This is a genomic window from Deltaproteobacteria bacterium, from assembly GCA_016218975.1.
Lineage (GTDB): Bacteria > Desulfobacterota > Deferrimicrobia > Deferrimicrobiales > Deferrimicrobiaceae > JAENIX01.
Genome location: JACRCO010000010.1, coordinates 1 through 13865, shown reverse-complemented (window position 1 = coordinate 13865; position 13865 = coordinate 1). Strand labels below are relative to the sequence as shown.

Here is a 13865-nt window from a genome sequence, read left to right as displayed (position 1 = left end):
TTCCGGCTGCCCGAGGCCGGGGCAAAGGCAATGGGAATGGGGTTCGCCTTCACAGCGCAGGCGGACGACCCGTCGGCGATATACTTCAACCCGGCGGGCATCATGCAGCTCGAGGGAACCAACGTGATGGTCGGCGCCACCTACATCAGGGAAAACGGCGCAACGTTCACAGGGACCACCCCAGTCCAGCCCACATCGACGACCGAAACGCAGAAAGACCTGAACTTCGTCGTTCCGAACGCTTATATCACCAGAAAGGTCTCATCGAATTTCGCCTACGGAGTGGGGATCTTCACCCCGTTCGGGCTCGGGCAGGAGTACAAGAACAGGCACGACAGCGTCTTCCGTAACCAGATCACCAAGATCGATCTGCAGACAGTCGTCGTCAACCCCACGGTTGCTTTCAAAGTGAACGACGTCCTCATGGTAGGGGCGGGAATCGACTACATGTACGGGAAAGCGAAGCTGGAGAAAACCGGGGTCGTCAACAATGCGGTTCCGGTTCCTCCGATCGGCAACTCGCCGTTGGACATCTTCCTGCTCGACCTGGACGGGGACGGCGACGCCTGGGCATACAACTTCGGACTCCTTTTGAAACCGTCGCAGAACCTGAAAATCGGATTCTCCTTCAGGAGCCCGTTCACACTCGAAATCCGGGAAGGGGACGTGAAGCTGACGGACATCAGCAGCACGTCGATCATCGCTCTCGGAGCGAGCGCGCAGGCGGTGTTCGGCGGCTCGACGTTCAACACGAAAGGATCGACGAAGATCTCCATGCCCGCTACCGCGGCGCTTGGCGTCGCCTATGTAAAGGACCGCCTCACTCTCGAAGTGGATGCCGACTGGACCGGCTGGCGCAGCTACCAGTCCCTGATCATCGACATCAAGAACAACACGGCGCTGCTTCCGGACTCGTCCAGCACGAAGGACTGGAAGAACGTGGTAGCGTTGCGGATCGGCGGGGAATACAGGGTGACCGACCCGCTCGCCCTCCGGCTTGGCTTTGCCTACGATCCGACGCCGGTGCCCGCGAACACAATGGATCCCTCCCTTCCGGACGCGACCCGGCTGAATTACATGGCGGGTGTCGGATACAAGTATAAGAACTGGACATTCGACGGTTCCTATTTCTACGTGGACAAGAAGGACCGGACGGTAAGCAACCAGGTGAACCCGTCGTATCCTTCCTACGGGACGGGCTTCAACGGCAAATGGACGGGAGACGCCCACCTCCTGGCGTTTGACGTCGGGTACAAGTTCTAAAGAGAGTTGTTCGGGGAGGGGATTTCCCGCTTGTTATGGACGGGGGGCCTTAACGGCCCCCCCGTTTAATTACAGACAAAAACAGGGACGTTCTTAAAAACTCAAAAACAGGGACGTTCTTAAAAACTCGGCAGATGGAAAAAGGAAAATCGATATCGAGTTTTTAAGAACGTCCCTGTTTTTGAGTTTTTAAGAACGTCCCTGTTTTTGTCTGTCCCGGTTTTCAGATAATCGCGGCCAGTTCCTTCTCGATCGTCTGGACGTGGCCCTTCTCGAAGGCGGCGAGGTGGTCGAATATTTTCTTCGCGTCCGGGCTTTTGGAACGTGAGGAAGCGTCGCTGAACAGGCCGTGCGCCTCCTTTTCCAGGGATAGCGCCATCTCAAGGACTTCCTTCTTCCCTTTCATGCCGGCCAATTTTCCCAGGAGCGCCTTGTGGGTTTCCTGGACGAGCTCGTCGATGTCGGGAAGACCGTCCTTGCACAGGATATCCTTGTAGGGCGCCCAGCATTCGGAACGAACGTTCTCGTCGTATTCGTCTTCAAGAATAAGGAAATGCCCTTTTTCATCCATCGCCAGCCTGTCGAAGACCTTCCCGAGCTCTTCATCCCGGACGAGTTTCCGCGCCCGCTTGTAGAAGACGTATGCCGCGATCTCGGATTCTATCCCAAGGTTCAGAAACTTTAGCGCCTCTTCGCTGAATTTCATCGGTGATTCCTCCGGCGGGATTTGGCGATCGGGAGTGCCAGGGTTTTCACGAGTGCAAAGAATATCACGGCTTCGAGGGGTCGTTCAACCCGGACCGCATCGCCGGTCCGCCGCCCGCGCGGCCCACGGCCGCGCCGCTTCAGACCGCTCAGCTTCCTCCGTAGCCTATGGCGACCTTTCCCTCCTCCAGGAGCACCGGCACTTCGCGGTGCCCCCGGGTCAAGGACCTCATCTCCGCCATGGCGGCCTTGTCGTTCTCGACGTCCTTGTAAACGACCTTCGCGCCGGCCTTCTCGTAGTCCCTACGAGCCCTGGAGGTGTAGGGTCAGGAGTCCTTGCCGAAGATCGTCACGGTACGCGTCATGGATAGTCACCTCTCCCACTTGAGATGCGCCGATTCGCCGCATGGAACCGGCGTGGGAATTTCCTGCCCCTGCGGTATTTGCCGGTAAGTGTAACGGATGTATCATGATTGTCAAATTGAAACCGTATTCCCCGAAAAATAACAGGGCGCCGAAGGGGATTCCGTCCCCAACGGATTCAAGGCCCAAGGCGCTACCCGCGCGGCCGTTTCCCGAACTGCTGGCTCCCGCAGGCTCCGTGGAGGCGTATTTCGCGGCCGTGTCCGCCGGAGCGGACGCGGTCTATCTCGGCCTCCAGCGGTTCAGCGCGCGGGAACGGGCAGAGAACTTCACGCTGGACGAGCTGTGCCGGGTCCTGCCGCATGCGAAGCAGCGCGGCGTTCGGATTTATCTCGCCATGAACACGCTGCTCACGGAGGCGGACCTCCCCGACGCGATCGAGCTTCTGCACCGCGTCGCCCCGCTTTCGCCCGATGCGGTAATAGTCCAGGACCTTGGCCTCCTGCGGATCGTACGCGACTTTTTCCCGGGCCTTTCGATCCACGTGAGCACGCAGGCCGGATGCGCATCGGCGTCCTCCGCAGGGGAATTCGGGCGGCTCGGGGCGCAGCGGGTGATACTGGAGCGGCACCTGACGCTCGATGAAGTGCGGCAGATCGTGTCGAAGTCGGGCGTGGGGGTGGAAATTTTCGTGCACGGCGCGATGTGCTACTCCTTTTCGGGGAAATGCCTTTTTTCGTCGTACCTGGGAGGAAAGAGCGGAAACCGCGGGGCCTGCGTTCAGCCGTGCAGGCGCCTTTACGGCTATCCGGGCGGGGAGGAGGCGATCTTTTCGACGCGAGACCTGTCGCTGATCGACGCGCTTCCGGATCTTGTCCAACTCGGATTCGCCGCCTTCAAGATCGAAGGGAGAATGCGGAGCGCGGAATACGTATCCGGCGTTGTCTCCGCCTACAGAAAAGCGCTGGACCTCATCCGCGCCGGGAAACCGGCCGTGGGGGTGGCCGAGGGAAGGAAGATCCTGTCTGACGTGATCGGGCGGGAGGAAACCCCCGGGCTCACGGGCGGTGCCGCCCCCGGCGAGGTGGTCGCCGGCGGAGGCACGGGGAACGTGGGAGACCTGCTGGGAGCCATATCCGAGGTCCGCGACGGCTGGGCTTTTCTCCCCGGCAGCGTCTCCGCGACGCGGGGGGATCGCCTTCGCGTGCAATTCCTGTCCGACGGATCGGGAAAAGGCTTTTCGGCGCTTTCCATGCGGTCCGACGAGCATGGTTTCTACGTGAAAATCCCATTTCCGGTTTCAACGGGAGATCTGCTGTTCCGCGTCGGGGGCGGCGGGCGGGCGGAAATCACCCGCCAGGCGCGGAAGGAGATGGAATCGATCCGCTCGAAAGGGGTGGCTTTCCGGATCATCGCCGGAGACGGGGTGGTGGTCGTCGAAGCGTCCTACGGAAAGGAGAGACGCGAGTTCTCTTACCGGGTATCGGGAGGAAAGGCCGCGGGCGCGGAAAGGCTTCCGCCGGATACGGAAGGCAGGCTCGCCGCGGCATATCACGGCGATCTTCCCCTTGGGGAGATACGCGTCGAGAGCCGCGGCGCCACTGTTGCATGGCCCGACGTGGAGGCGCTGTTCGTCAAGGCCGCCCGGAAATTCGACAAGGACTTCTACCTCGCGGGGAAGGAATTGCGTCTTTCCATCCTTCCCACGCTCCGGGTGACGGGGAACCGGCGCGAGAATCTTCCGACGGTATTCTTCGCGGGATGCCGCGTCGAGCAGCTTCCCCACCTGCCTGCGGATGAGGAAATCGTCCCGGTCGTGGAATTCACGCGCGGATTGGCAAGGGATCCCTCCCCTGCGGGGAAAGGGCCGTTTCGCAACCGGATCTACTTGCGATTGCCGGCTCCCCTCCTCGAGGCCGATGCGGCGTTCCTCCGTCGAACGGTTAAAGAGGCGGTCCTGAAAGGACACAGGCGATGGATGATCTCGGATGTGGGCCACTTCGCCCTCTTTTCGGGATTCGATACGAGGAGGGAAGTGAACCTGATTTCGGATCACTACCTGTACGGGCTCAACCTGGGGGCGCTTTCGACGTTGTCACGCATGGGCGCATCACGGATGGTGCTGCCTGTCGAGGCTCCGCTCTCCGCACTGCGCGCGGTCGGAAAGTACCTGCACGGCCTCGGTATCGCGGTGGCTTACTCTTCCGTTCCCCTTATGGTGTCCCGTCTTGTGCCCGCCGGAAAATTCCGGGGAGGCGAGGCGGTCAGCCCGAGGGCGGAAAGGTTCATCGTCGAGGTGGACGAACGGGGCTCGACCGTGCGGCCGGCGGTTCCGTTTTCCGCGTCGGGCGCCCTTCATGAAATACGGGCGGCGGGGATCCAGGATTTCCATGTCGACCTGCGCGGCGTGCCGGCGCAGGAGATCGGGGAGATATTCGCGGCTTTGCGGGAGGACCGGGAGATTCCCGGCACCTCCGCATTCAATCTGTTCCGGGGGAATTTTTAACTTGCGCGCGATCGAGAAAGTCCGAAACATCGGGATCATCGCCCATATCGACGCCGGGAAAACCACCTTCACCGAGCGCGTCCTTTTTTACGCGGGGATCACCCACCGGATGGGTGAGGTCCACGAAGGCGACGCCCAGATGGATTACCTCCCGCAGGAGCGCGAGCGCGGGATCACGATCACGGCGGCTGTGACGCAGTTCGAATGGCTGGGAGCGGAAGTCCACCTCATCGACACCCCCGGGCACGTGGATTTCACGATCGAAGTGGAACGGTCGCTGCGCGTGCTGGACGGCGCTGTGGTGATCTTCGAAGGGGTCGCGGGAGTCGAGGCGCAGTCGGAAGTGGTGTGGAGGCAGGCAGACCGGCACCGGATCCCGCGGCTGGCTTTCATAAACAAGCTCGACCGGCCGGGGGCGGATTTCGACCGTGTCATCGCCGAGATGCGGAAGAAATTGTCGGCGCGTGGGGTGCCCGTGACGGCTCCGCTTCTACGGGACGGATCGTTCATCGGCGTGGCGGATCTTGTCTCGATGGAGCGGCTGGAGTTTTCCGAAAACGGGCAGGGAGCGGAGGTCCGGCGCACGCCGCTTTCGGCAGAGGAAAGGGAAGCGATCCTTCCCTATCAGGAGACGCTTCTCGAAGCGGCGGGAGACGTGGACGACGGAGTTGCGGAAAAATACCTTGCGGGCGAGGATGTTCCTCCACCCATGCTCCGGAGCGCGATCCGCAAAGGGACGCTCGAAAGCCGCTTCTTCCCGGTCTTCGCCGGCGCCGCGCTTCGCAACAAGGGCATCCAGCCCGTGATGGACGGCATCGTCCACTTCCTGCCGTCACCGTTGGAAGTGCCGCCCGCCGGGGGGGACGATCCCCACACAGGGGTCCCGGCGAAGCGGGAGCCTTCTCCGGCGGCCCCCTTCTCCGCGCTTGTCTTCAAGGTGTTGATGGAGGAGGGACGCAGGACCGTCTACCTGCGGGTATATTCCGGGAAGGTGGGGGAAGGCGACACGGTGCTCAACGCGTCCACGGGCGGCGAGGAGAAGATAGCCCGCCTCTTCCGCATTCACGCGGCGAAGAAGGAGAGGATTGAAGAGGCGCGTGCGGGGGACATCGTGGGGGCGAGAGGGGTAAAATCCGCGCGGACAGGCGACACGCTCTGCAATCCGGAGATGCCCATAATCTACGAATCCATCGAGGTCCGTAAACCCGTCGTATCGATCGCCGTGGAGCCGAGGACGTTGAGGGACATGGACCGCCTCAGGGACACGATCCATCACATGGTGGACGAGGACCCGACCCTCGCCATCCGCGAAGATGCGGAGACCGGCCAGATCATCCTTTCCGGGATGGGAGAGCTCCACCTGGAAGTGCTCGTCGAGCGGCTGGCGCGGGATTTCGGGCTGGTCGTGCGGACGGGCAAGCCGCAGGTGCTCTTCCGCGAGACGGTGGCGGAGAAGACGGCCGCGGAGACGGTCTTCGAGCGGGAGATCGCGGAACGGCAGATTTCCGTGAAAATCTTCGTGTCCGTCCATCCCGGTCCGCGGGGCTCCGGAATCAAGGTGTCCGACAGGCTGCGGATGCTGGGGCTTTCGAAAGAGGTGGGCGACAGCGTGGAGGAGGGGATCCGCGAAGGGGCTTTCGCAGGAGTTCTGGGCTATCCCGTGGACGACGTCGTCGTGGAAGTGGAGGACCTGGAGTTTCTCTCCGGCACTCCGACCCCCCTTGCGGCGAAGGTCGCCGCGACCAAGGCCTTCCTTACGGCGTGCGAGAAGGGAAAACCGTACCTGCTGGAGCCGATAATGGCGGTGGAGATTTCCGTCCCCGACGAATTCGTGGGGGGGGTGATCGGGGATATCAACGCGAGAAGGGGGCACCTCACTTCCGTCGATCGCCGCCAGGACGCGACTCTTCTCTCCGCCAAGGTGCCGCTCAAGGAGATGTTCGGATACGTGACCGCCTTGAGGTCCCTTTCCCAGGGACGCGGGATGTTCATGATGAAATTCTCGCACTACGACAGCGCGTAAACCCCGGGAGGAGGCATGAAGGTCTTCGACGAGGAATTCTATAGGAAGCGGGTGAACACGTTCCCCTTCGTGCGGCTTATGGGGATGAAGCTCGTCTCGGCCGGGGGCGGCAAAAGCGTGATGGAGTGCAAAATCCGCCCGATCCTGAAGAATTCGGCGGGAACGCTGCACGGCGGGGTTATGGGCGCGCTGGTCGACATGTCGGTGGCGACCGCACTGCGGAGCGTCATGCCGCTACCTTCGAAAATGACCACGGTCGAGTACAAGGTGAACTTCCTGAAGCCGGTCCCTTCGGGAACCGTTACCGCGTACGGGAACATCCTGCGGTTGGGCAGGACGATCGCGGTAGGGTCGACCGAGATTCGGAACGGGGATGGGGAGGTCGTCGCCTTCGGGTCCGCGACATATTACATCCTCCACGTCCGGGCGGCCGAGGTCCCGGCCGTCGGGAGTCCCCCTGCTATAATGAAAAAGAAATCGCTGCGCGGGAGGAAGCTTCTATGACGAAGGAAGGCCCCATCAAGCCGGACATGTTCCTGGGGGACGTGCTCAAGACATACCCTTCCCTGCGCGAGAAGATCCGCGAGCTCTTCGGCAGCGAATGCCTTCAGTGCGGCTCGAACCGCCGGGAGATGCTCACCTACACGTCATGGCACAGGGGGCTCGACCCCGCAAAGGTCTGCCGCGACCTGAACGACGCCCTGAAAAAGTAACCCCACCCTAAAAACGGGGACGTTCCTGAGCTTTTGCCTATAAACAGGGACGTTCCTGAACTTTTTGGGCTTACCCGGAATCGGTAAATTACGTGGAAGATTCCGGATCGGCCTGCTATATACGGGCTTGAGAGTCACCCGCTCCGCGGGAAATAGAAATCCTCTTTGTACCCAGCTTCGCCTCTTGCAAGCATCCCTTCAAGGTGTTTGGTCATAAGCGCACATTCGCCGTAGTCGAACCACGGCCCCGGACGTCCCTCCCCGTAAACGATTCTGCGGTCGATGATTTCACGCATCGTCCTGGGTTGACGCAGGAATTCCCGCAAGGCTTCCTCCCTCCGGTCGATGTGCGATAGGTAAGCGGACATCCTGGGGCCGATGTCCTCACGATGGACGGCCGTTTCATGAGATACCGCGTAAGTTTTCGCGCCGATCTGGCCCAATCTCTTCGCCGAGCGACGGAACTCTTCGATGCCGCACGGTTTGTCGCCGTACCAGGGGCCGAAATCGGTCAGGTCGTAGTCCGCCATGAACAGGATCCCTTCCGCGGGAAATAAAAGGCATAGATGGCCCGGAGAATGACCGGGTGCGATCACCGCAACCGCCTCCGTGCGGCCGAACGACAACCTTTCGCCGTCTGTAATCTTCCTCGCGACGCTGCGGGGGTGAAAGGAAAACTTCTCCGACAGGAGCGACCGGAAGAAGGAATCCCACTCCGATCCGACGACACCGTACCGGTCCAGCAGGACATCGAAGGATTCAAGCGCAGGCGCGTCTTCCGAGGATGCCCAGACTTCCACGTCCGGCAGCGCGTGAAGGAAAAGGAAGTGATCCTCGTGGTAGTGGGTCATAACCACGGTCCGCAATCCTTCTTCCTTCTTCAGCCGCAGGATCTCCTGGAGGTCCGAGCCGCTGTCGACGAGGACTCCTCCGCCGTCGCGAATGTAAAGGGAATGGGCATACGGATACCTGCCGCCCTTGCCTCCTTCGATCAGGGAGATTCGATCGGATAGCCGCTGAATCATGCGCGTTCCTTCCGGGTTATGATGGAGGGTATTCTATGCATCGCCGGAAAGGACCGCAATTGCGAAAGATCCTGCTGCTGCCGTTCTGCCTGTCCCGGCAGTCCCTGTCGAATATCGAGCGGCTGGCGGCGGAACACGGATATGCGGTGGTCGTCGCGCGCACGACCGCGAAAGCGCTGGCCGAAGTGCGGCGGCACGCGGGCAGCGGAGAGCCGATGAGAATCGTCGGCGTTGTTTGCGACGGGCGGGCGAAGAAGGTATGGGCCGGCCTTGCCTTGCTGAAAATACGTCAATGGGGAAAGAAGGCGCTGGGTATGAAGGCCCGCAGGATCGAACTTGCGCGCGTGCCTATCGTCGGAGGCACCAAGTCGCTCTTCGGGAGACGGAGCTGCCGGGTGGGATTCAACCTTGCGGAAGAAGAGGGACTGCAACGCGCCCTGGCCGGCGCGGACACATTTATGCGCTTGTAGGATCCGATCCGGGGGGGTGGAGGATATCCCGGCTACGCCTGATGTTCCTGGCGGTCCTGCTGCCGAGCAGAAGCGCGCACAGGAAAAAGACGGCTGCGAGCGAGACTCCCCCGGCCGCAAACCGGACCACCGCCCCCGCAAACGTTTCCCATGATATCCAGCGGGATGAAAACCCTGCCCAGTACCAGCCTGCTCCGGCTGCGGCAACGCCGGACAGGGCGATCTTGCCGTATTCCAGGACCTCCCCGAGGGCCTTTTTCCCCACGGTCCTCGCCATGAGGATGCCGTAGAGGGCAGTCGCATGCAGGAAGATGCCGATGCTGCTCGCCAGCGCCAGTCCGACGACGCCCAGCTTCTGCATGAGCAGGTAATACGCCGGGAGGCTCAAGATCCACGCTCCCGTTCCAACGAGGGTGGGCGTCCAGGTGTCCTTCATCGCGAAAAAGCCTCTCGACACGATCGACTGCGCGCACCAGAAGGGGATGCCGATCGAGAAGGCGGCGAGCGCGGATGCGGTCGAGATGGTATCGTCGATGGTAAATGCCCCTCGCTTGAAGACGGCCAGAACGACCTCCCGGGACAATATTCCGAAGATTGCGGCCGCCGCACAGGAAACCAGAAATACCCAGCGCAGCGTGACCGACAGCGTTTCCCACATTTTCTCCCGCTCGCCGCGGGCGGCCAGCGCCGAAAGGAACGGGTAGGAAGCCACGCCCGAAGCCTGCCCGAATATCCCCACGGGCACCTGCATCAGCCGGCGGGCGTTGTTGAGCCAGGTGATCGCGCCCGCAAGCAGGAAGGAGCCGAAGATCCGTGTCATCCATTCGTCGACGACAACCAGGGAGAAACCGAGCATGATCGGGATCGACAGTTTGACGAACTCCCGGAAGCCCGGGTCCGAAAGGTCGACTCCCGGTGAATATTTCAGCCCCGCCTTGCGCGCTCCGTAGAGCTGGACGGCGAAATTTCCCACGAAGGACCCTGCGAGCACCCCCCATGCGAACCCGGCCATCCCGTGGGAAGCCCCCAGCAGCAAGCCGCCGGCGATGATCCCGGCATTGTAGATCAGGGGAGCGGTGGCAGGAAGCAGGAACCTGTTATGCGCGAACTGGACCGCCATCAGCAGACCCCCAAGGTAGAAAAAGATCTGGGCCGGGAGGACGATGCGTGTGAGCTTCGCGGCGATGGCGATCTGGTCGGGGGGGAAGCCGGGCGCGATCAGGTGAAGCATGCGTTCGGCGAGGAATTCGCCGAGTATTACGAAAAAGAGCATCCCTACGCCCATGACGGTCGCGATCACGGAGAAGGAACGGTGTCCGTCCTCCGCTTTTCCGTCTGCGAGATATTTAGAGAAGATCGGGATGAACGTGATCGACAGGGACCCGCCTGCCAGCAGGTAGTTGAGGAAATCGGGGATCGTGAAGGCTACGAAATACGCGTCCGTCTCGGGGGTCGCACCGTGCTGGTAGGCGATGACCGCGTCGCGGGCGTATCCCAGGAGACGGCTCAAAAACACGGACGCCATCATGACGGCCGCTGCCCGTCCCATCTGTTTCCGGGCGGATTGGGACATCGTTAAAGACTATAATCGAAGGGAGATGGACGCTCCACAGGGAAATGACGGGCTTGATGCGGATCAAGGGACGGAAAGCTTGCGGTGGATTACTATAGCGGCAACCAAACGAACGGGAGAATATCATGGGTATCTTCAAGAAGCGTGAACCCGCGGGAGCGGTGACCGCGGATGCGGTACTCGCGGCACTCGGGAAAGTAATGGATCCCGAGTTGGGGAGGGACCTCGTAAGCCTGAACATGATCCGCAACGTGGCGGCGGCGGGAGGGAACGTCTCCCTCGACCTGGTTTTGACGACCCCGGCGTGCCCGAAAAAATCGGAAATCGCGGCGGCGGTGGATGCGGCGGTACGGGCGATCCCCGGAGTTTCGGCGGTGGACATCCGGGTTTCCGCCGACGTAAAGGCCGCCAGGGACCCGATGGAGGGTAGGCGTCCCATTCCCGGCGTGCGGAACATCATCGCGGTCGCGTCGGGCAAGGGTGGGGTCGGAAAGTCCACGATGAGCGTGAACCTCGCCGTTGCGCTCCAGCTTTCGGGGGCCCGCGTCGGCCTCCTCGACGCCGACATCTACGGTCCGTCGATCCCCACGCTGCTGTCGCTGAAAGGACACCAGCTCATGGGGGAAGAGGGAATGATCCTCCCCGCGGAGAGCCACGGAATGAAGATCGTCTCCATCGGGTTCATGCTGGAGGACGACTCGCCGGTCATCTGGCGGGGGCCGATGCTGATGAAGGCGCTGGAGCAGTTTCTCCACGGCACCAAGTGGGGTGAACTGGATTACCTCGTCATCGACCTGCCGCCCGGAACAGGCGACGTGCAGCTTTCCCTCGTGCAGACGACTCCGGTCGCGGGGGCGGTCGTCGTCACGACGCCGCAGGATCTTGCCCTAATCGACGTGAAGAAGGCGGTCCGGATGTTCGAGAAGGTGGGCGTGCCCATCCTCGGGGTGGTCGAGAACATGAGCTACTTCCTGTGTCCCCACTGCACTGGCAGGAGCGAGATCTTCGGCCACGGCGGGGCGGAACAGGCGTGCCGGGATATGGGGCTGAAATTTCTCGGAGAGGTGCCGCTTCAGATGGAGCTGCGGGAATCGTCGGACGAGGGAATTCCCCTCGTTTCGCGCGACCCCGACGCGCCGGCCTCGCGGGCGATCGCGAAGGCGGCCTCCGAAGCGGCTGCCGCCCTCGCGGTCCTGGAATCCCTGCACGTCTGAACACAAAAACAGGGACGTTCTTAAAAACTCTTCCGCAAAGAACATCCCTGTCTTTTTAACTTCTGGAGTTTTTAAGAACGTCCCTGTTTTTGTTTTAAGAACGTCCCCGTTTTTTGTCCCGGTTTATTATATGTTACCCCTCCATCTCCCGGGCGGGATAAGAGAAGTACTCGTGGGTCTGGATGCTCGCCCAGAACTCCTCGAGGTCCTTCGTCAGCACGAGAAGGTCGTGGCGCACCCCGATCTGGTCGCGCACATGCCCCCGGAATACCGCCTCCTGCTTGAATCCCAGTTTTTCGAAGACCTTCTTCGCCCCCTGCTGCGTTTCCATCATCTCGGCCACGATCTTCTCCAGGCCGGACTTGAGGGCATGGAGGAACAACTCGTTGGCGAGGATGCTTCCCAGTCCCTGCCGCTGGAACTCCCTCGCCACCACGATACGGATCGTGCCGACGTGCTTCATCCAGCCGCCGAGATTTTTATGCAGCGTCGCGTCGGCGACTACATCCTTCCCCTTCCATGCGAGCAGCGGGAAGACCTTGTCGTAGTTCAATTCGGCCGCCCATCGCTCAACGACCGCCGGATCGGAGACGTTGTCCTTCAAGAAGAGCCGATCGGATTCGCCGAGGCCTGCGAAGAAGGCGAACAACGCATCCTTGTCCTTCTTCTCGAATGGGCGCAGTTCCACCGAACTACCGTCCTTGACCTTCACCTCCTTGGGATATTCCGGTAACATGTCGGCGGCCTCCTTTCCGGGGGATGAATCTGATTATAAAATACTGTTTTGATTTTTTGAATACCCTGTCGGGAACGCCCGGCACGGCATCATTCCGTTATGCGGCACATGCCTGGAAATGCGGGCAAACATGCGCGCATTTACCTTGTTGCGTATAGATGCGCTTTTTCTTATAAAGTATCGTACTGATTTCCGGAGATCGGCGGGGGGTATCGATGGTGGGAAAAGTCGTTGTCGAGAAAGAAGGAAAAATAGCGACGGTCACGATATCGAACCCTGCGAAGAAGAACGCGTTGAACCTGAAGCTCCTCGGGGAACTCCGCAGGGCATTCGCCGAACTTTCATCGCCTGATACACGGTGCGTCGTGCTTCGCGGCGAAGGGCGCGAAGCGTTCTGCGCCGGCTACGACATCACGGCGATTCCCGCGGGAGGGTCGGGCGAAGCGCAGGTGCTTCTTTCTTCAAACCCTTTCGACGACATGATCCGTGCGGTGGAGTCGTTCCCTGCGCCTGTGATCGGCATGCTAAACGGTTTCGCGTTCGGCGGGGGGCTGGAGCTGGCGGTGGCCTGCGATATCCGGATCGCATCCGACCAGGCCGTTTTCGGGATGACGCCCGCCCGCCTCGGGATCATCTACAGGCCGGCCGGGCTGATGCGGTTTGTCGACGTGATCGGGCTGTCCGCGACGAAAGAGCTCTTCTACACGGCGCGAAAGGTGAGCGCCCGGCGGGCGGTGGACCTTCGGCTCGTCAACAGGATTTGTCCTCCGGAGGAATTGGAACAGGTGACCTTCGAAATGGCGCGCGAGATCGTCGACAACGCGCCGCTCTCCATCCGCGGCACCAAGAGGATCCTGGCGATGAGCATGGAATTTCGCGGTCTGCCGGAGGAGGAAGCGAAAGAGGCGGAGGACCTCATCCGGCAGTGCATGGAGAGCAGGGACCTGATCGAAGGGAAGAAGGCGTTCCTCGAAAAGCGAAGGCCGAAGTTCCAGGGCAGGTAGGACACTGCCGTTTCCCGAAAAACGTTGCCGGAAATGAAAGAGGCCCCGGGATTTCCCCGGGGCCTCCGGTTTCAGGCGGTAATCCTCCGTCCGCAGCTATTCGACCGGGAACGGCCCCGGACGTCCGGGCCTGTGGACCTGGTCGGGCCCGAAGGTAAGCCCGGTCGTGTGGCAGGAGGCACACAGCTCGGTCGTTCCCGACGTCTGCCCCAGGACATGCGGGAGCGTAACCGTCGTGTCGTCGTGGCACGACGTGCACACCGCCCGCAT

The 13865-nt window shown here is 61.3% G+C and carries 13 protein-coding genes; 8 read left to right on the top strand and 5 right to left on the bottom strand.

Annotation, left to right across the window (positions count from 1 at the left end):
- A partial coding sequence (locus tag HY896_01680) for an outer membrane protein transport protein (protein ID MBI5575054.1) occupies nt 1–1263 on the top strand: 1263 nt, incomplete at its 5' end.
- Nucleotides 1264–1486: 223 nt separating this feature from the next.
- Here the strand turns inward: HY896_01680 and HY896_01675 are convergent.
- Nucleotides 1487–1969, bottom strand: coding sequence for a ferritin family protein (locus HY896_01675; protein MBI5575053.1), 483 nt, complete (start codon nt 1967–1969; stop codon nt 1487–1489).
- 468 nt (nt 1970–2437) lie between these two features.
- On the opposite strand from HY896_01675, the gene HY896_01670 reads away from it, so the two are divergent.
- Genes HY896_01670 through HY896_01655 form a run of 4 tightly spaced genes read left to right on the top strand, consistent with a single transcriptional unit; the run spans nt 2438 to nt 7573 of the window.
- A complete protein-coding gene (locus HY896_01670) occupies nt 2438–4837 on the top strand; it encodes a U32 family peptidase (protein MBI5575052.1) in 2400 nt (799 codons plus the stop codon).
- Nucleotides 4722–6860 (top strand): elongation factor G, encoded by a 2139-nt coding sequence (fusA, locus tag HY896_01665; protein ID MBI5575051.1) that lies wholly within the window; start codon nt 4722–4724, stop codon nt 6858–6860. The genes HY896_01670 and fusA overlap by 116 nt, the downstream gene beginning before the upstream one ends.
- A gap of 15 nt (nt 6861–6875) precedes the next feature.
- The gene (locus HY896_01660; protein ID MBI5575050.1) at nt 6876–7364 is read left to right on the top strand and encodes a PaaI family thioesterase; all 489 of its coding nucleotides are present in this window, start codon (nt 6876–6878) and stop codon (nt 7362–7364) included.
- Nucleotides 7361–7573, top strand: a complete 213-nt coding sequence (locus HY896_01655; protein MBI5575049.1) for a disulfide oxidoreductase — start codon at nt 7361–7363, stop codon at nt 7571–7573. The genes HY896_01660 and HY896_01655 overlap by 4 nt, the downstream gene beginning before the upstream one ends.
- Nucleotides 7574–7707: 134 nt before the next feature.
- Here the strand turns inward: HY896_01655 and HY896_01650 are convergent, their stop codons facing one another.
- A complete protein-coding gene (locus HY896_01650) occupies nt 7708–8598 on the bottom strand; it encodes an MBL fold metallo-hydrolase (GenBank protein MBI5575048.1) in 891 nt (296 codons plus the stop codon).
- Nucleotides 8599–8657: 59 nt separating this feature from the next.
- Here HY896_01650 and HY896_01645 point away from each other — a divergent pair, with 59 nt between their 5' ends.
- Nucleotides 8658–9068: a hypothetical protein gene (locus tag HY896_01645; GenBank protein MBI5575047.1), complete on the top strand. Its 411-nt coding sequence runs from the start codon at nt 8658–8660 to the stop codon at nt 9066–9068.
- Here the strand turns inward: HY896_01645 and murJ are convergent.
- Nucleotides 9055–10617 (bottom strand): murein biosynthesis integral membrane protein MurJ, encoded by a 1563-nt coding sequence (gene murJ / locus HY896_01640; GenBank protein MBI5575046.1) that lies wholly within the window; start codon nt 10615–10617, stop codon nt 9055–9057. The genes HY896_01645 and murJ overlap by 14 nt on opposite strands.
- 149 nt (nt 10618–10766) lie before the next feature.
- On the opposite strand from murJ, the gene apbC reads away from it, so the two are divergent.
- On the top strand, nt 10767–11855 hold the full coding sequence (gene apbC, locus HY896_01635; protein MBI5575045.1) for an iron-sulfur cluster carrier protein ApbC: 1089 nt from the start codon (nt 10767–10769) through the stop codon (nt 11853–11855).
- A gap of 133 nt (nt 11856–11988) precedes the next feature.
- Here the strand turns inward: apbC and HY896_01630 are convergent, their stop codons facing one another.
- Nucleotides 11989–12591 (bottom strand): GNAT family N-acetyltransferase, encoded by a 603-nt coding sequence (locus tag HY896_01630; GenBank protein ID MBI5575044.1) that lies wholly within the window; start codon nt 12589–12591, stop codon nt 11989–11991.
- Nucleotides 12592–12806: 215 nt separating this feature from the next.
- Here HY896_01630 and HY896_01625 point away from each other — a divergent pair, with 215 nt between their 5' ends.
- Nucleotides 12807–13595: an enoyl-CoA hydratase/isomerase family protein gene (locus HY896_01625; protein MBI5575043.1), complete on the top strand. Its 789-nt coding sequence runs from the start codon at nt 12807–12809 to the stop codon at nt 13593–13595.
- A 96-nt stretch (nt 13596–13691) separates the two neighbouring features.
- Here the strand turns inward: HY896_01625 and HY896_01620 are convergent.
- Nucleotides 13692–13865, bottom strand: a 174-nt coding sequence (locus HY896_01620; protein ID MBI5575042.1) for a hypothetical protein, incomplete at its 5' end; no start/stop codon positions are given.